Source organism: Thiothrix sp., assembly GCF_028714775.1.
In the GTDB taxonomy this organism is placed as follows: domain Bacteria; phylum Pseudomonadota; class Gammaproteobacteria; order Thiotrichales; family Thiotrichaceae; genus Thiothrix.
On sequence record NZ_JAQTLS010000018.1, the window covers coordinates 1 to 17,576 of the forward strand.

Below are 17,576 nucleotides of genomic sequence, written 5' to 3' on the forward strand. Positions count from 1 at the left end.
ATCAGCGGGCGTTTTGCAATCGGTTAAAAGCTCATCCATCAGGACGGGATCAAGGGTTTCCATGTGACTGCTCCTTGCGGGGGGTCCGCTGTTATATAGCAGTTACACAGTTCAGTTTACAGTCTCCGTTCCTACAATTACACGTCTTGCCTAAAAAACTTTCCAGATAACTAATCTTTAGGCCGTCATCCAGACATTCCCGTTCCATCTGTTCCCAGTAGCGGCGAACAGGTGCGTGTTCTAGGAAGTAACACATGCCTTGTGCCCAATAACGCCAAGTTTCCTCGGGAATACGCCCTTTTTTGTATAACTGATACTCTTCAAGACAGAGATCAAAATACTGATGTACAACGGGTGGGAGAACCTCGACACGTTGCGTATCAACAGGGTCTTTGCTATTGAGGACATCATGGAGCTTGCCACTAAGCTCATGAAACCGTTTATTAAATTTCTCAAAGGAGTCTAAAAATAGTTTGTCTTCTTCAAGTTTTTGTTTTTGGAAGAAATACGTCCAACCTAATGCACCAGTGATTAGGGTCAGCCATAGTGGTTGATTTTCCTTATCCAGCCATTCCAGTCCGAGAGCAATTAGCAAAGCTAAGAAGACCACCACTGGAACAACCCAGTAGTAAGCAAACAGAAAAGTTTTTGCCTTATTACTCATTTCAAGTTCCCTGAATCAACAATGTTTCATTTTTCATAATCCAACACCTCCCAACATCCGCCTTTGGCAGAGCCAACCCGCTGAATTTTGTTTTCTTTCTGCAAGTTTTGGATATTACGTTCTATTGAACGCTCGGTAATGCCAATTGTGGCAGCAAGCTCAGGAATCGTGATTTCAGGATTATCGAGCATCGGCATTAGGATTTTCCTCGATGGTTTCTTTAAAATGGCAGCTTGTTTGTACTCAATGCGGCTGGGTTCGGTCATATTGGTTCCCCATAACCCAACACCGCCAAATTTTTACGGATCACCGCATCCAGCGTTTCCGCCTGCTGCATTTGTTGGTAAAGCGTGCGCGTGAGTTCTTCCATCTTGGTTTCAAACGCGATGCCATCGTCTTCGATTTCCGCCGCGCCGACATAGCGCCCCGGTGTCAGCACGTAGTCATTGGCCTTGATGTCAGCCAGCGTGGCGGCTTTGCAAAATCCCGCTTTGTCTTCATAGCTGCCGTCTTTCTTTTCACCCCGCCAAGCGTGATAGGTGCGGGCAATCTCGGCGATGTCGTCGTTGGTCAGTTCTTTGTGGGTGCGGTCAACCATTGTGCCCATGTTGCGGGCATCAATGAACAGCGTTTCACCTTCACGGTTGCGGAAATCGCGGTTGCTGTCCGCCCGTTTGGATTTGGTCAGGAACCACAAACACACCGGAATCTGCGTGGTGTAAAACAACTGCCCCGGCAACGCGATCATGCAATCGACCAGATCGTTTTCGACCATCTTCTGCCGGATCAAGCCTTCACCTGTGGTATTGGTCGACATCGAGCCATTCGCCAGCACAAAGCCCGCCACCCCATTGGCGGATAGCTTGGAAACCATGTGCAGAATCCACGCATAGTTGGCGTTGCCGATTGGCGGCACTTCGTAGCCTGCCCAGCGCGGGTCACTGGTGAGTTCATCCGCGCCGCGCCAGTCCTTCAGGTTGAAGGGCGGATTGGCCATGATGAAATCGGCTTTCAGGTCGGGGTGCTGATCCTTGAAAAAGGTATCGGCTGGCACATCGCCCAGATTCCCGGCAATGCCCCGGATGGCGAGGTTCATTTTCGCCAGCTTGTAGGTCGTGCCAGTATTTTCCTGCCCGTAGATGGAAATGTCTTTCTGGTTGCCGTGGTGGCTTTGCACGAACTTGATCGACTGCACGAACATGCCGCCCGAACCGCAGCAGGGGTCGTAAATCTTGCCCTTGTACGGCTCGATCATTTCCGCAATCAGGTTGACCACGCACTTGGGTGTATAGAATTCGCCACCGCCTTTGCCTTCCGCCGCCGCGAACTTGCCGAGGAAATATTCATACACCCGCCCGACCACATCGTTTTCCTTATCGTGGGTGGTGTCGATATTACTGATGGTGTCGATCAACGCCGCCAACTTGCTGGGGTCAAGACCAAGGCGCGAAAAGTAGTTGTCCGGTAATGCGCCTTTCAGCGCCTTATTGTGCTTTTCCAGCGTCGCTAGCGCGGTGTCGACCTTGAGGGCAATGTCGGGCTGTTTGGCGTAGGTCTGGATGTAGAGCCAGCGGGCGGTTTCGGGCAGGTAAAACACATTCTTCATGGTGTAAAATTCCACCATGTCGAGATAAGCCTCTTTGCCTTCGTCAATCAGCTCCTGTTCGCGGTCGGCGAACTTGTCGCTGGCAAATTTCAGGAAAATCAGGCTCAAGATCACGTGCTTGTATTCAGAAGATTCCACCGTGCCGCGCAATTTGTTGGCGGTATCCCACAGGGATTCTTCAAAACCTTTGGAGGTTTGCTGTTTGGCTATTGACGCCATGTCGTGCCCTTTTTGAGGTAGCGGTAAAGATGCCTATAAGAACCGGAGGCTGCACCAGCCATCCGAACACACCAGACGTTTGCAAGCTGCCCCAGCAGTTCGTGCCCTTTGCAGCCCTTTGGGGTAAGCCTGTTCCTTTATCCTTCCCCTTCCGTTATGCCCTTTTCCTTTTCTGGCTGCTCATCGGGAGGGAGGGTGATGCCTGCTTTGGCAAGTTCTTGGTGGACAACTTCAACCATCAAGTCTTTAACAACATCATTGAGAACAGTGCAGATAGTCCGCAATATTGTACCCTCAAGTGCCGTGGCGACATCGGTAGAATCCATTAGAGGATGTGGCAACCCCATTGAGCTAGGTGTCCATTTAAACCTATCCACTCCATCTACCAGTAATCCGAGTTTTCTCAGTTCCACAGCCCCTACGGCTTTTCTTACAAGCCGCTCAAAATCGGTCTCGGATTGTAGCCGCTTTTGCTCTTGTTTTTTCAGTAATTCATCGTATTCAGTGTCGATTAAGCCGCGTATTTTTTTAGCAGTTTTCGTGCCTTTCGTGTCACTTATCGCCAGTGGCGGCAATATTTTATCGTCGTTCTGCACGGGCTTCCGCTTGGCTTCTTCTTTCTGCTGCCTATTTTTTTCCTCTAAGTACGCAATCATCCGGGATTCTGCTGGTTTCCCTATCATAATGTTGGGGTTCAGGCCAGCAGCTTTTATAGCAGTTTCAAGTTCTGCGCGTAACTTTGGGTTAAGTCCCGTAGGATATGGAGCGGGTTTCAGTGATGAGTCAAGCCTCATGGCAATTTCAGCATTTAGCGAACGACCGTTCGCCTTGGCTATGGCTTCAAGTTCTGCGCGTGTGTCTGGCTCTATGGAGAAGAAGTCAGATGAGAGGGGGGCAACCTGATACCTTTCCCCTTTTCCAGTCAGAATCCAATCAAAAGATACGCCGAACTCTGCGAACACATATTCACACTCTGCGTAAGGAACACTTTGCCGTCTTCTCCAATTACCAACTGTTGATCTTGGTAAGTCCCGTAAAACCGCATAGTCGGTGTCATTTTTTGCCCCACAAACCAGTAATAAACGATCAATAACATCGTTTACGTTAATGGGTTGTTCTTTTTGAGTATCATCTGTTGACATATTTACCATAAAAGAGTAAAATTACTCATATTGAAGCTTTTGAATAAACATGAACACAGGATAAACCAGCATGAACCAAGAGTCATCTAGAGTAACCACAATAACCGCTCGCATCCCTGTCTCAATCGCCGATGAATTAAGGGCGGTGGCGCAACGAGAAGGGCGCACGATTAACAATTATCTTCGTAGGATGTTGCCAATTTGGATGCAACAAGAGAAGGAGGGAGAGAAGCAAAAACAGCTATCAGCATAAAAAGTTCGCCCCACCCCAGAGCTTCGACCTTCTGAGGTAGGACTTCACGACCCAATTTCACAGGAATTGAATCATGCAACGTCAAAGAATACACGATGCACGCCTATCTGTGCGTGCGAATTTCACACAAAAGCAGAGGGATACTACCCTGCATATCACTAGCCCAAAAGGGCGCATCACCCTCCACAGGATCATCGGGAGGGCAAAGCAATGAACGGACTACTTATATTTTTCCTTGGTATTTTTGCCGGTCTATGGGTATCTGCCCAAGCCAAAGTATTGCACCTGCCCGTGTTCCATCACGTCGATCCGCTTGCAGTCATTTTGTGTGCTGGTGTCGTGCTGGTTGCTCTGTCAATGCGCGGCAAACGCAATGGAGGCAGATAGATCATGAACAAGAATGCCAAAAAGTGGGTTGTTGCAGCATGGGAAACGGCGGCGGAAAAAAACACCGTTGAAACGTGGATTAACCTGCAATCAATGCTCTTAGTGCTCCAGTGTTGCGCTGGCAAGCCTCAAGAATCCGACGATTATTACACGCTGGTGCGCTTGTCCGGCGAACGCGCAAGGATGTTATTCATCAAGGATGGTGTTTAATGAAAAAGTACCAACACCATCAAGGCGTGTGCTACGGCATCAAGCCGGGTTCAAAGCGCAAGCCAGTAACCATCACCATTGAACCGCTGAAAGTGACAACACACGGAACTGAAAAGCCGCAGGACGGCGGAAAAGTTTTTGCTGCCGTGTTGTTGGTTCTGTTTGGTGCATTTGCCATTGCCATGCTGGTAATTGGGGGCAAGCCATGACAACACCAACAAAAGCAGCGGCGGCGGCTGGCATGATTGCAGGGCATAAGCTCTACGCAACCCGTGCAAACGGTGCAATCAGTAACTCCAGCATCCCAAACCCATACTACCGCAGCAAAACCATACCGGGTGCAATCTGTGAAATGGCATGGAGCGAAGGTCTTGCAGAAGGCATGAAGCTAGCCAAAGACGGCGTGACATTCAGAAAACTGTGCAAAGCTTTGGAGGTGTGCAAATGACCATGACACGACAAGAAAAACACAAGGCGCTGATGCAATGGGTAAGCCCGTATAGTGATGAACACCCACAAACCGAAGCGCCAGCAACAGCGCGTGAGGCATTCGCCGCTTTCATGGCGCGGCTAGACTGGCATCGGGTATTCGTTTTTGCAGTGGCAATAGTGGCACTGGCTAGCGTCCTGTTCGCCAGTTACAAGCTGATGGCGATTTATTGGGAATATCCCGGTCTTGCCTTCCTGCCATTTCTCGATATGCACTACCCGCTGATGCTGTTCAGTGCGGTATTCACCGCCAACTACATCCAGCACAGGGAAACCGAAGGCATGGCGCTTATCGCCCTGTTTTCCACCCTGCTGAATACATTGCTGGTTTAAGGGGGCAATCATGGAAAACAATACACTAGAGGCTAAAAAGCTGGAAATCCACCAAGAGCAATTGGCGGTTCATAAGGCGCAAGACAGACGGGCAGGCATGTTGCTTATCTTTGCAATGATCCTAACCGGGCTTTTGTACTTCATGTTTGAAAAGCACCTGTTTTTGGGTGAGGCGATCACATGGGGCGCATATTTTCAGGAATGGCATTCAGCGCTGGATTTTATGCTGATGTTTGTCATTGTGGTCATGAGCGCGGTTTTCTTGGCATGGACAAAACACCACGCCTATCTGCACTTTGGGCTGTACGGCTCAATAGGGCTGATTGTGGTAACGGTTATCGGCTTTGCACTCTTTGCTGAATTCTTTTCATCATCGGCAAGCCAAGACACGAAAAGTCGCGTGCTGCTGAACAATGACAAGGCATATCAAGCCACCATTGCCACAGCGGCTACCACACCAAGCCCTGCCCTGTTGGGTGACGGTAATGCTGCTGCCATTGCCAAAGCGGAACAGGTGTATGCACGGTGTCAAGCCAATTTAGGCAAGCCGGGATACAAGCATTGCAACGGCGACAAAGCGAATCTGGAAAGCCTGAAATCATCCGAAGCGCAAACCCTGCAAGCTGCCAAAGAAATAGCGATACAGACAAATGCCACCAACCAGAAAGCCAATTTTGAGCGTCAGGACAAGCTCAAGGCCGACAGTTACAACGCGGTTATTGTCTCCATTGCCCGCTTTCTTGGGGCGATAACTGGCACGGATTACAAGGACAACATCAAGACCGCTATTGTATTGACCATGCTGATAGTCGCTGCTGCCTTTGAAATTCTCCACCACTTCCTAAGCCATGCCAAAGAACGCGCACAAAATGCCGTGTACGGGCTTGAAATGGAACTGGCGAAGTATGGCGGGTTTGACGTTCCTGAAAAGCCAAAGAGCGTAATCCCCCATGCTGACGGCGCATTTAAAGAATCCAGCATCGGATTTACCGCACCCATCGGCAAATCTGCCACGGCCCAATACTCACCGGCTGACGCGGGAAATGGAAAGCCCACGTTCAAATACCAGCGTGATACCGGCGATATACCGAAAAAGCAGCCATTCGGTTTCATCCCAAATTGCACAGAAATGCCAGAAAGTGAGCATATCAAGCGCGACATACCCAAACCTGAACCAGTGGAAATACGCCAAGCTGATGGCTTCAAACAGTTACCCGGACAACTTGCCAACGTCCACATGCTGGCAGTGCAAGCGCGGGCAGAAAGTGCAAGTGAAGTGCAAGCTTGCACTTTGCCAGACAGTACTGGGGAAAGTGCAAGTAAACCGCCAGCTTGCACTTCTGAAGGGCTTTACCCGGCATGGGTGCAGGCAGTCAGGTCAGGCAGTTGCAGGCCATCGGTAAACGAAGCATGGCACTGGATACAAAAACACATTGCTCCCAACCAAAACGGCAGCAAGACCAACGACCCCACCCGAATAGGCAATATGCAGAAAGCTTTCTTTTCGCGTGCGATCCGCGAAGGGCTAATGCAGGTCAATGCCAACTACAAGCGGGGTGGCAAAAAATACATCTGGATAGGTTAACTATGGACACAAGCAACGAAACACCCAAAACCCAAACCATCTACTACTGGCGTGATGGTTACTGGATTACCGACAAGGCAGAAGCCGAACTGATGGACGAAATAAATGCCTTCGGTAGTCAGCACCAGTGGGCAGAGTTCCCCAAGGATGCTGACCCAGCATTAATTGATACCGAAATAGCCGCACTGTTGGCGGCATAACTCAACCGGGCAGAGGGGGGCTATCCTTTGCCCATTTATAAATCTAAATGGAGCTTCCAAAAATGGCAAAAGCCAAGAAAATGCAAGTCCTTAACATCGAGGATTATAAGCGTAAAGTTCGTAACACCAAACCTAAGCAAGAGATCGGTGAGCACTGGTTGGGTATTAATGAGATGCTAGTAAAACTAAGCACAAGCAGGTCAACTTTCAACAGAAAACGTGATGAAGGATTAGTGCCGAAGCCAACATATTTTGGGCTATCCCCTAAATGGTTGCTATCGGAAATAGATGCGTGGATGACCTCCGAAGAGGGTAAATTATGACTGCTACAAAAAGAAAAGTCCCTAGTGTTACCAGCACCAGAGACTATTCAAAGACCAACGATTTAAGCTCACATTATAGCGTAATTGGTGATAGTGTTGAATTACCATCTAATGAAATTTTACGAAATTTCCGGCAAGCAGTATTAGAAAATATCGGTTATGCACCTGACACTATCAACACATCGGGAATATTGCAACGTTTCTCTAGCAACGGTAAAGCCCACGATAAAGCAGGCTGGTACGTCTGCCACGAAACCCACCTATTGATCAATGGCGCGAACAAATGGGGTATTATTGGCACGTTTGGCGACTGGCGCACGGGCAACACCCACCAATGGAACAGTTACAGCACGTTTTTCAGGTTGTCCCGCGAAGAACGGAGCGAACTGGTACACCGCCAACAGGTGCAAGCCGCACAGTTACGGGCGCAACGCCAAGCCGCCGCCGACCAAGCCCACCGCAAAGCAGTGAAAATGTGGCTGTCTGCCCAACCAGCCAGCACTGCGCACCCTTACCTGATGCGCAAACGGGTAGGGGCGTACAACATTCGGCAGGTGGGCAACCTGCTACTCATCCCTCTGTGTGACCTTGACGGTACATTACACAGCGTCCAAACCATTGTCCCTAATGGCACAAAACATTTTTTATCCGGCACACCAAAGCGCGGCATGTTTCACCTGATAGGCGACCGCCTAGACCACCCACAAGGCGTTTATTTGTGCGAAGGTTACGCCACCGGAGCAAGCCTGTATGAAGCCTACCGTCTTCCTGTGCTGGTAGGCTTTGACGCAGGCAACCTGTTCCCTGTGGTTAGTGCTTATCGGGCACGGTTCCCGCACACTCCATTGACCATTTGCGCAGATAACGACCGTGATCCTGCCAGTAAAGGCTATATGGTTGGAGTGAAAAAGGCGCGGGAAGTGTGCGCAGCATTTCCCGGCGTGGGTTTGATCGTGCCAGAGTTTCCTGCTGCGGCTCCCCTGAAGCTGTCAGATTTCAATGATCTGGCTACGTTACTAGGTGGCAGCGTACACAAGGAGATCATCCCATGAACGCCCCAATACCAAATAATAATGGTAAGCCAGCCTTGTCCATCGTAGGCGGCTTTGTTCGCACCGAGAAACCAACGGTTGACGGTTGGGGAATTCCTGAAAGCCTGCTGGATATAGGCAGTGAGAGCGCAAGATACCCGCTTAATGTGCTTCCCGGCGTTGTCGGCGCGGCAGTGCGTGAAGTAGTGGAAATCGTCAAGTGCCCCCCGGCACTAGCAGCAAATTCGGCATTGTCGGTGCTGGCAGTCGCGGGGCAGGGTATAGCAAACGTGCAACCGAACATCAGGATAAAACCTTCACCATTAAGCCTTTACCTGCTTTCTATTGGTGAGTCTGGCGAACGTAAGACGACGGCGGATGACTTCTTTTCGGGTGTGCTTGATATGTGGGCACATCAGAAACAACAGGAAATAGAGCCAGACCTGATAAAAGGGCGGGCTGATGTTGTGGCATGGAAAGCAGAAATAGAAGGTATTAAAGATTCCATCAAGCAAGCTGCCCGGAAAGGGCAGGATAACCGTGAAAACCGCGAACGCTTAGCATTCGCGGAAGCCACACAGCCCAAACCAATATATGCCCCTAATATGGTTTCTGAGGATACCACCCCGCAATCTGTCGCTTTTGATTTGGTGCATGAATGGCCTAGCGTTGGCATCCTTTCCAGTGAGGCGGGCGTGGTATTTGGTGGGCATGGCATGAAAGCGGATAACATCACCGGCAATTTAGCCACCCTGAATAAACTTTGGGAGGGTGGCACGTTATCAGTAAAGCGGCGGGGTGAAGGTGGCAGTTTCAATGTTAGGGATGTACGTTTGTCTATGGGGCTTGCCATTCAACCGAGCATCATACGGGACTTTTATGAAATCAATGGTGAGAAAGCCAGAGGTTCAGGGTTTGCGGCACGTTTCTTGTTAGCGTTTCCCGCATCCACCAAGGGCAACCGGATTGAAACTATCGAAGAAATCAGCCAACAACATCCCAAAAAAGCCTTGAACCTGTTTTATGCAAAATTGCATGAAGTGCTAGAACAGCAATATGCCAACGCGAAAAATGGCAAACTGGAAAACCTGCCTATTCTGAAACTCTCAAGCGATGCCAAGGATGTTTGGCTAGAATACCTGAATAGCGCAGAAATCGAGCTTAGGGCTGGTGGCGATATGGCAGATTACAGCGATCTAGCCAGCAAAACCGCTAACAACGCAGCGCGAATTGCTGGATTGTTTCACTTGTTTAATGGCGGCGATGTGTTGGATACCATCAGTGGCAATACGATGGAAGCCGCTACCATGTTGGCAGGTTGGCACTTGTATGAAGCACGGCGGTTTTTCAGTGAAATTGCTGTACCCACCGACATCTCCAACGCCATCAAGCTGGATGCTTGGATTATTGATTATTGCCGTACCCACTATACGGACAATATAAGCCGTCGTGACCTTCAACGCCTTGCTCCCAACAAGGTGCGCAACGGCATAAATTTAGATAAGGCACTTGATGAGCTAGCGGATGCAAATCGGGTGCAGGTGCGTACTGAAGGGCGTAAATCTATCATCGACATTAACCCAGCATTGCTAGGAGGGTAGACTATGGCGTTACGTGATTGGCTGGTATGGGAAACGGATGCCCATAAACCAGCACCCCAAACACTTCAAGGCATACGCCTTTTGCGTGATTGGCTGACGTGGGAAACACCACCAAAGCCAGACCCAGAGGCATTGGCAGAACGGGCGGCGATCATGGAGCATGATGGCGGGTTAACCCGACAGGAAGCGGAAAGGCTCGCAGCCATCAAATGAACGTCAACCTTCACCAGCCGGGCATAGACCCGGTTTTTTTTATGCCTGCACTTTCTACTGTCGCAAGTGTCGCAACTGTCGCAGTCGCAAATGCTAAAGTGAGGAAACCAAGGGTGGATGGGTGGTTCTTATGATGGTTAATCTATATATAAATAATAAAAACAATAAGTTATATTATTTATATATAGATTAATTATTATGCATACCATCAATCTTACCCCTGAAAGACCGCTAACTGTCGCAAGTGTCGCAAGTGTCGCAACTTTTTTTGAAGAAAGCCGCCCCTTACAAAAAGCGAACCAAAACACCCACTATCATGGATGCAAGAAAGCCGGAAACTTGCCCGGCTTTCGTTGATGGTTTGTTGGTACTGGAAACCTACCCCGTTTTGGTTTTGAAGGTTAGAATTTGCCCTGTGTTGGCTTTCAGGTCGTCTAAGTAGTCTGCCCACACTTGCAGCATTTCACGTCGTTCGTCCAAATGCTCTTGGTGGTTGTAGATGCCCCTTATACTGGTGTCCTTATGGGCTAATTGCCGTTCTATGGCCTCCTTGTCCCAACGCCGCTTACCATCCGCCCCTTTCATGCCATTGAGTAGGGTTGATGCCATAGAGCGGAAACCGTGCCCCGTCATTTCCGTTTTGGTATACCCCATGCGCCGTAATGCCGCGTTTATGGTGTTATTGCTCATCGGCTTATCCGGTGTGCGGATACTGGGGAACAGATAGCCGCCACGGCTTCTGCCAGTGAGTGGGAACAAATCTTGCAGAATTTCTACCGCCTGAATGCTCAGTGGGATGTAATGGGATGTCAGGTTAGCTTCTTTGATGTGCGTCCGTGCCTTCATGCGCTTAATGGGGATTGTCCACAAGGCGTTTTCAAGGTCGATTTCAGACCATTGGGCATTAATCAGTTCAGATGGCCTAAGCATTACCAATGCCGCCAATTTCAGGGCGCAGCATGTCGTGAACTGTCCTTGATAACCGTAAATGGAACGCATCAGCCCGCCGACTTTGCCCGGTTCTTTGAGTGACGCAAAGTTGATTACTTGCCGTGGTTTCAGGATTAGTGATGTTTTCACATCCCGTGCTGGGTTGCGGATCGCTACGCCTATCGCTATGGCGTAATCGTACACTTGCTGGATATGTTGCTTTACCTTGCGAGCAGCACCACCAGCGCCGCGTTCATCCTGCCTGCATATCACTTTGACGATTTCCGGGGCTTCGATCTCGGCAATGGGGCTTGCACCAATCCACGGGAAAACATCTTTTTCAAAGTACCCCATCATTTTGTCAGCGTAGCTTTTCTGCCATGTGGGTAAAAACTTGCGGTGGTACTCCCTTGCGATGGCTTCAAAGCTGTTTTTTGATAGGGCCGCTTGTAAGTTCTTTTGTGCTTTCTTGTGGCTGGAAGGGTCAATGCCACGCGCCAGCAGTTCCCGTGCCTCTGTGTGTCGTTCCCGTGCAGCTTTCAAACCTACTTCAGGGTAGCTTCCAATAGCTAAGGTGTTGCGCTTGCCTTCATGCCGATAATTATAGCGCCAGTATTTACCAGACTTTTTTACCAGCAGGTAAAGCCCGCCACCATCAGTTAGGTTTAGGGGTTTGCCGTCGGGTTTGGACTTTGCGCTCTTGATGATTGAATCTGTTAGATTTCTTATCATTTTGGCTGTACCTCTTCATGTGTAATGTTGAAGTACAGACAATAATACAGTCTTTTCGGTGGGCCAGTATGGGTCAACATGATACACCCTGACACACAAAAGCCCTTGCAGATTGTGGCCTGCAAGGGCTTTTGGGGCATCATGATACATCATGAAACAGTGTATTGGTGGCTAAGGTGAGATTCGAACTTACGACCCCAGCATTATGAGTGCTGTGCTCTAACCGACTGAGCTACTTAGCCAAGAGCGGCGAATAATACGCTACTGTTTTGGTTTCTGTCAACGATAAAAGCCGCCAAATACGGCGGCTTTTATGAGCAAATGCCGCTGCGGGAAATTAACGCCCGAACAGTTTGCTTGCCAAGCCGATTGCGCCAGAAACGCCACCGACTGCATCCAACATACCGCCCAAATCAAGGGAGCCGTTAGGTGATGCTTTGTCGACGACTTGTGGGACTGCTGCTTGCAGGCCACTCAGGGCTTGATCTTGGCTGATGCCCAGTTGTTGGGCAAATGCGGCGATTTTGTCCTGACCGAACATCTGGGTCAGTTGCCCGCCGGAAACAGGTGCATTAGGGCCATTGCCTAACCAAGAAGCTGCCATTGACATCAGGTCTGAATTGCCGCTGCCTTGCATACCTGAGAGCATGGAGGCAATGCCACCCAGCCCACCAGCTTGTGCTTGGCCTTGTTGGCTGTTGCCCATCAGACCCATCAGCGCAGAAGCAATTTCAGGAAGTTCCAGTTGTCCGTCGTGGTCTTTATCCAGTTGGCTTTGGAACAGTTGTGCACCAATTTGCATTAAATCCATGTGTGCTCTCTCCAGTTAGATACTTTTGGGGATGCGAATTTTCTGACCTGGGAAGATCAGGTCAGCATTTTTGATAACTTCGCGGTTCACTTCAACGATTTTGGTGTACTTCGCGCCATTACCGTAAGCGTGTTCAGCGATTTTCCACAGGGTATCGCCTTTCTTGATGATGTAGAATTCATCATCGCCGCCTACTTGGCTACCGTCTGCGATGCTCATGCCATCAGCTTTGACTTCTTCGATGCCGAGCGCATTGCCCGCCATCAGTACTGCCTTCTCCAACGCTTCTGCCGAGGTGGCTTGACCTGTCAGGGTAGCTACGCCGTCTTGTACCTGTACCTGCAAACCGCTTACACCTGGATTGTCTTCATTGATGTGCTGCTCCAGCGCTGCCGGTGCTTCTTCTTCTTTACCAAACAGCTTTTTGCCAATATTACGGGCGAAATCAAACAGTCCCATTTGTTGTCTCCTTCGGGTTATCATATGGATGAATTTCCATGGGTAGTATAGCCGTTTTATTTCAAATAAACACAGGCTTACCCCTCAGTCGATGAACTGTTCCCGAAGGTTCAAATGCTTACGCCATGAATGTGCCAAACTTCACGAAGCGTTGCCGCCAGTAGCTTCTGTCTAGGCTATCGACAGTCACTTTCGCACCGCCCGAAGCTGCATGGATGAACTGCCCGCGCCCAATGTAAATGCCCACGTGATTGACACTGCTCCCGCTAGTACGGAAAAAAATCAGGTCGCCGGGACGCATCTGCTGAAAACTGATGGTGCGGCTGGCGCGGCTTTGTTCGGCGGCAGTGCGGGGCAGGGTGATGCCATTCGCATTTTTGTACACGTATTGTGTTAAGCCACTGCAATCAAAGCCTTCCCGGGGTGTTTCACCACCGAGGGTGTAACGTGTACCGAGTGCTTGGTGTGCTTGGGCAAGTAAGGCGCGGCGTGCTGGCGCGTCGGCGGGTTCGTATTGCTGCGGATAAAAAGGCTGTGGATTGTAGGCAAGTTGTGGATGGTAAGAGGCAAGATAAGGTCTTGCGCCGTAATTCTGTTGTGGCGGTGGCATGTATGCATACATTGTCCCTTGTGGGTATGGTTGCATAGGCGCACAGCCCCCCAATAAAGCTGCTGTAGCGCCCAGCCACAGCGTCGCTTGTAGTTTCCCCATGTTTTAACCCCTGTTTTTTGTTATGGATTAGGACAGGAATTAATTCTATAAGTTCTAAGCTGAATACAAACAAAAAAACCCGACCCCAAGCGATAACAGGTCAGGTTTTGGGAGAAATAGAGATTTTTTTTACCAGCGAGTGCCGAAACTTTTATCGGTTTCATGCCCCAAATTAGGTAAATCAGCTAAATCATGGATGGTGCTCAATGGCCCGTTGGGGAAAAGTTGGTACAAGTATTTGCGGCCTCCGCGTGTGCTGAATTCCGCTTGCAGCATGTCGGCTAAAGCGCGGGCATTTTGGCAATCATCGCAGTGTTCGTAAAAGTCCAGCACGAAATTGATGGCTTCCATGTGTTCATCGGTCAGGGCGATGCCTTGCGCGGCGGCATGTTTGCGGATACGGTTGTAAATGTTTTCGGTTTTTAGGATGGGAAGTGGGGCACGCATGACTGGCAGGGCGCGTGGGAACATTTCATCCAAAGTAACATTACTGAACATCATGGCTTGATCCTCCTGAGGGCGGTTTACGCTTAAGCGCTAAGCGCCATCTATCTCTATTGGTGTTGGTTTGGTGTGTTTGCGTACCTCAAAGGTAATATTTCCTAGTGATTAAGTCAAGTTAATCCTTGGCGCACATTGTATGGAGCATGACAGGTGACAATAACTCGCCCGCGTTTTTCTAGCCTTACCTTGGCAGCTTATGGTTGGTGTCCGGCAGATTGGTTGCAGGCTTTCTATCCTGATGATTTACCAGAAGATTGGCGTAACACGTATTACGCGAATGAGTTCAGCACGGTGCTGTTAGCAGCAGGGGATTGGGTGAAACCGGATGCACAAGCCAGCCGTTGGCGGGAAGATTTGCAGGCCGATTTCAGTTTCTATGTGGAAATTACCCCCGCGTTGCTAAGGGCTGACCATTGGAAGGCGGTGCTGGCGGCGATTGAAACCCATTTGTCGGGGCAAGTGAAAGGGTTATTACTGCCGGAGGCGTGTGTATCCGAGTTGCCTGCAAGCTGGCAGTTCCCGTTACACCTGTTATCCCCGGAACGTTTGTTAGCGGCAATGCCAGCAGGTGCAGAAGCACAAACCGGCATCCTCAGGGCAGAAACGCGGCTCTCACCGCAGGAATTGCGCAATACCTTTGAGCATTTGCAGCAAAACACGGCGCACAAGGATGTTGTCTTGTTTCTGGATACGCCGTGGGTAACGCTGGAGCAAATACGCCTGATGCAACAGCTTTACGGTGTTTAACGCGAATAGTTTTGGTTGCTCTGGTAAGGGTTACGGTGGCGGGGTGTAACCGGATGGTACTGCGGCTGCGGTACGGGTGGCTGGTAGTAAGTTCCCGTGTCCTGTTGTTCTACCGTTTGGTCGAACATGCCATTTTGATCCATGTAATAGCCAACACCGAACAGTATGCTCAGCCCGAGCACAACCGCGAGGGCGATCTTAATCACGCTGTAAGGGCGTTCACCTTGGGTTTCGCCATTACGCCCGTTGATGACGAAGCGGTAAGTTTCGCCATTGTAGCGGAACGCGGCAGACCATACGGGCAGCAACACATGCTTGAAGGTCGTGCCGGAATGTTGGGTTTCCAAGCTGCTGATGCGCTGTTGGTCGCCACCAATGTCACTGAGGACGGCACTGTTGATGCGCCCATCCATGATGCTTCGGGCTTGTTCAAAGCCTTCATCAAGGTCAACTTGGTAGATTTCGCTTTGGAAGCCACTGAGGTAGCTTTCGTTGTAGGGTACGAGATTGGGCAAATCCCACGGTTCCAATTCATCGAGGATCGCGCGGGGCAAGGTTTGGGTTGCACCGACCAGTACATCGTCGAAAAACAAGCGTACCCGCCCGCTGACGGGTGTCCAACGCACACGCGCAACGCTTTGCACTTGCTGGCGCGGTTGCCCGTTGACCATCACGGTGACGGTTTGTTGCTCGTAATAGACCGTACCGCGTTCACCCCGGTAGAAGGTGTCGGTATTGCTGTCATACGTCCAGTAAGGCACGTAGATGCCCAATAGTTTGTCATCCCGTTTCGCCTTGTTTTTCAGGGCGGAAGGTGCAAACCACAAGCCACCGATCCACTTATCAAAGGCGGCATGGGCATCCTTGTCGGTAATGATAAACGGCAGTAAAGATTTGGGTTGGAACAGCCGTATATGTTCGCTGCCTGTAACCACAGGCGTGCCGCAAAACGGGCAATCCCCGGCGTTATTATTGGTTTTTAGCTCGAAAGTGGCAGCACAATTCGGGCACTTGATGACTTGCGTATTATCCAGCGGGCGCAGTTTCACTTGTTCCATCGCACGTAATGCTTGGGCGAAACTGTATTCTTGGATTTTTACCGTACCTGTTTGGATAGCGTTCTGATGCCCGCAATAGGTACAGGCCAGCGTCTGCGTCCCCGGTTGGTAAACAAGGTCAGCGCCGCACTCCTCGCAGGGGAAGTGCTGTTGTTTTTCAGCGTTGTTATTGGTGGTTTCTGCCATATAAATACCCTAGCCCTCGCGAGTCAATGCCACGTGAAAGGGGCGTATGCGCCACGCCCCTTTCAGCGGATGTACTGTATTTCTTATTGCGTACTTTGTGGCGGCAGCGGCGGCGGTGTGTGCGCTGCAAATAAGCTATTCAGCGCGGCGACTCCCCCGGCTGCTTGCCACGTCGCCATGCCCGTTTGCCAAACCAGTGTTTCCGCTGTTAAGGAGCCACTTTGCACCATTTGTTGCAATTGCTGGAGGGAATGCGGGCCACTGGATGCCTGCCCAACAGCAACGTGCCAGTTGGTATCCGGTAATGGTGGTGGGGCAGGGGCTGCCGTGGGGGCGCTAGCAGGCTTATTCAGCACTTCCGCCATTTTGTTGGCGACAGCAAAGCCCATGCCCATGTCCAGGGCACTGTTGGAGTTGCCATTGCCGATACCTTGCGCCGTTTGGAATTGCAGGTATTGGTCAAGGTTGCCGATCACACCCATGCTGGTGCGTTTGTCGAGTGCTTCTTCCACTTCGCTAGGCAGCGAAATGTTTTCCACCAGAATCGAGGTCAGCTTGACGCCGTAAGCCTGAAATTCCGGGGCGATGCGCTGGGTGACAAATTGCCCAAACTGTTCGTAGTTGGCAGCCATATCCAAAACCGGGATATGGGCGGAACCGACCACGCTGCTGAAACGGGTGACGATCAGGCTGCGGAGTTGGTTGCTGATTTCATCGACGGTGAAATGCCCATCCGTGCCCATGATTTCCTGCATGAACTTACGGGCATCTTCAATACGGATCGAGTACGTGCCGAAAGCCCGCAAACGCACTGCACCGAATTCAGCATCCCGCGTCATGATCGGGTTGCTGGTTCCCCATTTCAGGTTGGTGAACTGTTTGGTGTTGAAGAAGTAAACTTCCGCCTTGAATGGGCTTTGGAAGCCATGATCCCAACTTTGCAGGGTGGAAAGCAGTGGCAGGTTTTTGGTTTCCAGCACATACATGCCGGGGGTCAGCACGTCCGCGACTTCACCTTCGTTGACGAAAATCGCCACTTGCGATTCACGCACGGTGAGTTTTGCGCCGTACTTGATTTCGTTGCCTTGGCGCTCGAAGCGGTAGACCATGGTGTCGCTGCTGTCATCTGTCCATTCGATGACATCAACGAATTCACCCATTAATTTGTCCCATAGTCCCAT

The 17,576-nt window shown here is 50.4% G+C and carries 23 protein-coding genes and 1 tRNA gene; 12 read left to right on the plus strand and 12 right to left on the minus strand.

Features of this window, described 5'->3' with window-relative positions:
* Positions 1-91 precede the first annotated feature (91 nt).
* From PHE17_RS15500 to PHE17_RS15515, 4 genes are all read right to left on the minus strand, one after another.
* Entirely contained in the window at positions 92-664 is a 573-nt protein-coding gene (locus PHE17_RS15500; RefSeq protein WP_301016807.1) for a hypothetical protein, read from the minus strand.
* Positions 665-690: 26 nt separating this feature from the next.
* Complete coding sequence (locus tag PHE17_RS15505) at positions 691-930, minus strand: winged helix-turn-helix transcriptional regulator (RefSeq protein WP_301016808.1); 240 nt, start codon at positions 928-930, stop codon at positions 691-693.
* Positions 927-2,489, minus strand: a complete 1,563-nt coding sequence (locus PHE17_RS15510; RefSeq protein ID WP_301016809.1) for a class I SAM-dependent DNA methyltransferase — start codon at positions 2,487-2,489, stop codon at positions 927-929. Before PHE17_RS15510 ends, PHE17_RS15505 begins: the two co-directional genes overlap by 4 nt.
* Positions 2,490-2,626: 137 nt before the next feature.
* Positions 2,627-3,631: a helix-turn-helix domain-containing protein gene (locus tag PHE17_RS15515; RefSeq protein ID WP_301016810.1), complete on the minus strand. Its 1,005-nt coding sequence runs from the start codon at positions 3,629-3,631 to the stop codon at positions 2,627-2,629.
* Positions 3,632-4,094: 463 nt separating this feature from the next.
* Here PHE17_RS15515 and PHE17_RS15520 point away from each other — a divergent pair, with 463 nt between their 5' ends.
* The 11 genes from PHE17_RS15520 (at position 4,095) to PHE17_RS15570 (ending at position 10,256) form a co-directional block, all read left to right on the plus strand.
* Positions 4,095-4,271 (plus strand): hypothetical protein, encoded by a 177-nt coding sequence (locus PHE17_RS15520; RefSeq protein WP_301016811.1) that lies wholly within the window; start codon positions 4,095-4,097, stop codon positions 4,269-4,271.
* Positions 4,272-4,274: 3 nt separating this feature from the next.
* Positions 4,275-4,481, plus strand: coding sequence for a hypothetical protein (locus PHE17_RS15525; RefSeq protein ID WP_301016812.1), 207 nt, complete (start codon positions 4,275-4,277; stop codon positions 4,479-4,481).
* Positions 4,481-4,690, plus strand: a complete 210-nt coding sequence (locus tag PHE17_RS15530) for a hypothetical protein (protein WP_301016813.1) — start codon at positions 4,481-4,483, stop codon at positions 4,688-4,690. Before PHE17_RS15525 ends, PHE17_RS15530 begins: the two co-directional genes overlap by 1 nt.
* Positions 4,687-4,929: a hypothetical protein gene (locus PHE17_RS15535; protein ID WP_301016814.1), complete on the plus strand. Its 243-nt coding sequence runs from the start codon at positions 4,687-4,689 to the stop codon at positions 4,927-4,929. Before PHE17_RS15530 ends, PHE17_RS15535 begins: the two co-directional genes overlap by 4 nt.
* Positions 4,926-5,303: a hypothetical protein gene (locus tag PHE17_RS15540; RefSeq protein WP_301016815.1), complete on the plus strand. Its 378-nt coding sequence runs from the start codon at positions 4,926-4,928 to the stop codon at positions 5,301-5,303. The genes PHE17_RS15535 and PHE17_RS15540 overlap by 4 nt, the downstream gene beginning before the upstream one ends.
* Positions 5,304-5,313: 10 nt before the next feature.
* Positions 5,314-6,888 (plus strand): hypothetical protein, encoded by a 1,575-nt coding sequence (locus tag PHE17_RS15545; RefSeq protein ID WP_301016816.1) that lies wholly within the window; start codon positions 5,314-5,316, stop codon positions 6,886-6,888.
* Between the two features lie 2 nt (positions 6,889-6,890).
* The gene (locus PHE17_RS15550; protein ID WP_301016817.1) at positions 6,891-7,088 is read left to right on the plus strand and encodes a hypothetical protein; all 198 of its coding nucleotides are present in this window, start codon (positions 6,891-6,893) and stop codon (positions 7,086-7,088) included.
* A 62-nt stretch (positions 7,089-7,150) separates the two neighbouring features.
* Positions 7,151-7,411: a hypothetical protein gene (locus tag PHE17_RS15555; RefSeq protein ID WP_301016818.1), complete on the plus strand. Its 261-nt coding sequence runs from the start codon at positions 7,151-7,153 to the stop codon at positions 7,409-7,411.
* Between the two features lie 191 nt (positions 7,412-7,602).
* Positions 7,603-8,463 (plus strand): toprim domain-containing protein, encoded by an 861-nt coding sequence (locus tag PHE17_RS15560; RefSeq protein ID WP_301016819.1) that lies wholly within the window; start codon positions 7,603-7,605, stop codon positions 8,461-8,463.
* On the plus strand, positions 8,460-10,043 hold the full coding sequence (locus PHE17_RS15565; protein ID WP_301016820.1) for a YfjI family protein: 1,584 nt from the start codon (positions 8,460-8,462) through the stop codon (positions 10,041-10,043). The genes PHE17_RS15560 and PHE17_RS15565 overlap by 4 nt, the downstream gene beginning before the upstream one ends.
* A 3-nt stretch (positions 10,044-10,046) precedes the next feature.
* Entirely contained in the window at positions 10,047-10,256 is a 210-nt protein-coding gene (locus tag PHE17_RS15570) for a hypothetical protein (RefSeq protein ID WP_301016821.1), read from the plus strand.
* 378 nt (positions 10,257-10,634) lie between these two features.
* Here the strand turns inward: PHE17_RS15570 and PHE17_RS15575 are convergent, their stop codons facing one another.
* The 6 genes from PHE17_RS15575 to PHE17_RS15600 all read right to left on the minus strand — a co-directional run bounded on the left by PHE17_RS15575 (position 10,635) and on the right by PHE17_RS15600 (position 14,401).
* Positions 10,635-11,918 carry an integrase arm-type DNA-binding domain-containing protein gene (locus PHE17_RS15575; RefSeq protein ID WP_301016822.1) on the minus strand — a complete coding sequence of 428 codons (1,284 nt, stop codon included), beginning with the start codon at positions 11,916-11,918 and terminating at the stop codon, positions 10,635-10,637.
* Positions 11,919-12,083: 165 nt separating this feature from the next.
* Positions 12,084-12,160, minus strand: a tRNA-Met gene (locus tag PHE17_RS15580).
* 95 nt (positions 12,161-12,255) lie between these two features.
* The gene (locus PHE17_RS15585) at positions 12,256-12,729 is read right to left on the minus strand and encodes a YidB family protein (RefSeq protein WP_301016823.1); all 474 of its coding nucleotides are present in this window, start codon (positions 12,727-12,729) and stop codon (positions 12,256-12,258) included.
* Positions 12,730-12,744: 15 nt separating this feature from the next.
* The gene (gene lysM / locus PHE17_RS15590; RefSeq protein WP_301016824.1) at positions 12,745-13,188 is read right to left on the minus strand and encodes a peptidoglycan-binding protein LysM; all 444 of its coding nucleotides are present in this window, start codon (positions 13,186-13,188) and stop codon (positions 12,745-12,747) included.
* Positions 13,189-13,306: 118 nt separating this feature from the next.
* Positions 13,307-13,900, minus strand: coding sequence for a C40 family peptidase (locus PHE17_RS15595; RefSeq protein ID WP_301016825.1), 594 nt, complete (start codon positions 13,898-13,900; stop codon positions 13,307-13,309).
* A 129-nt stretch (positions 13,901-14,029) separates the two neighbouring features.
* Positions 14,030-14,401: a TusE/DsrC/DsvC family sulfur relay protein gene (locus PHE17_RS15600; RefSeq protein WP_301016826.1), complete on the minus strand. Its 372-nt coding sequence runs from the start codon at positions 14,399-14,401 to the stop codon at positions 14,030-14,032.
* 153 nt (positions 14,402-14,554) lie between these two features.
* Here PHE17_RS15600 and PHE17_RS15605 point away from each other — a divergent pair, with 153 nt between their 5' ends.
* Positions 14,555-15,151 (plus strand): hypothetical protein, encoded by a 597-nt coding sequence (locus PHE17_RS15605; protein WP_301016827.1) that lies wholly within the window; start codon positions 14,555-14,557, stop codon positions 15,149-15,151.
* On the opposite strand, the gene PHE17_RS15610 is transcribed toward PHE17_RS15605, so the two are convergent.
* Both PHE17_RS15610 and PHE17_RS15615 read right to left on the minus strand, forming a co-directional pair.
* Positions 15,148-16,395, minus strand: coding sequence for a primosomal protein N' (replication factor Y) - superfamily II helicase (locus tag PHE17_RS15610; protein ID WP_301016828.1), 1,248 nt, complete (start codon positions 16,393-16,395; stop codon positions 15,148-15,150). The two genes, PHE17_RS15605 and PHE17_RS15610, sit on opposite strands and share 4 nt — an antisense overlap.
* A gap of 83 nt (positions 16,396-16,478) precedes the next feature.
* A complete protein-coding gene (locus tag PHE17_RS15615; RefSeq protein ID WP_301016829.1) occupies positions 16,479-17,576 on the minus strand; it encodes an SPFH domain-containing protein in 1,098 nt (365 codons plus the stop codon).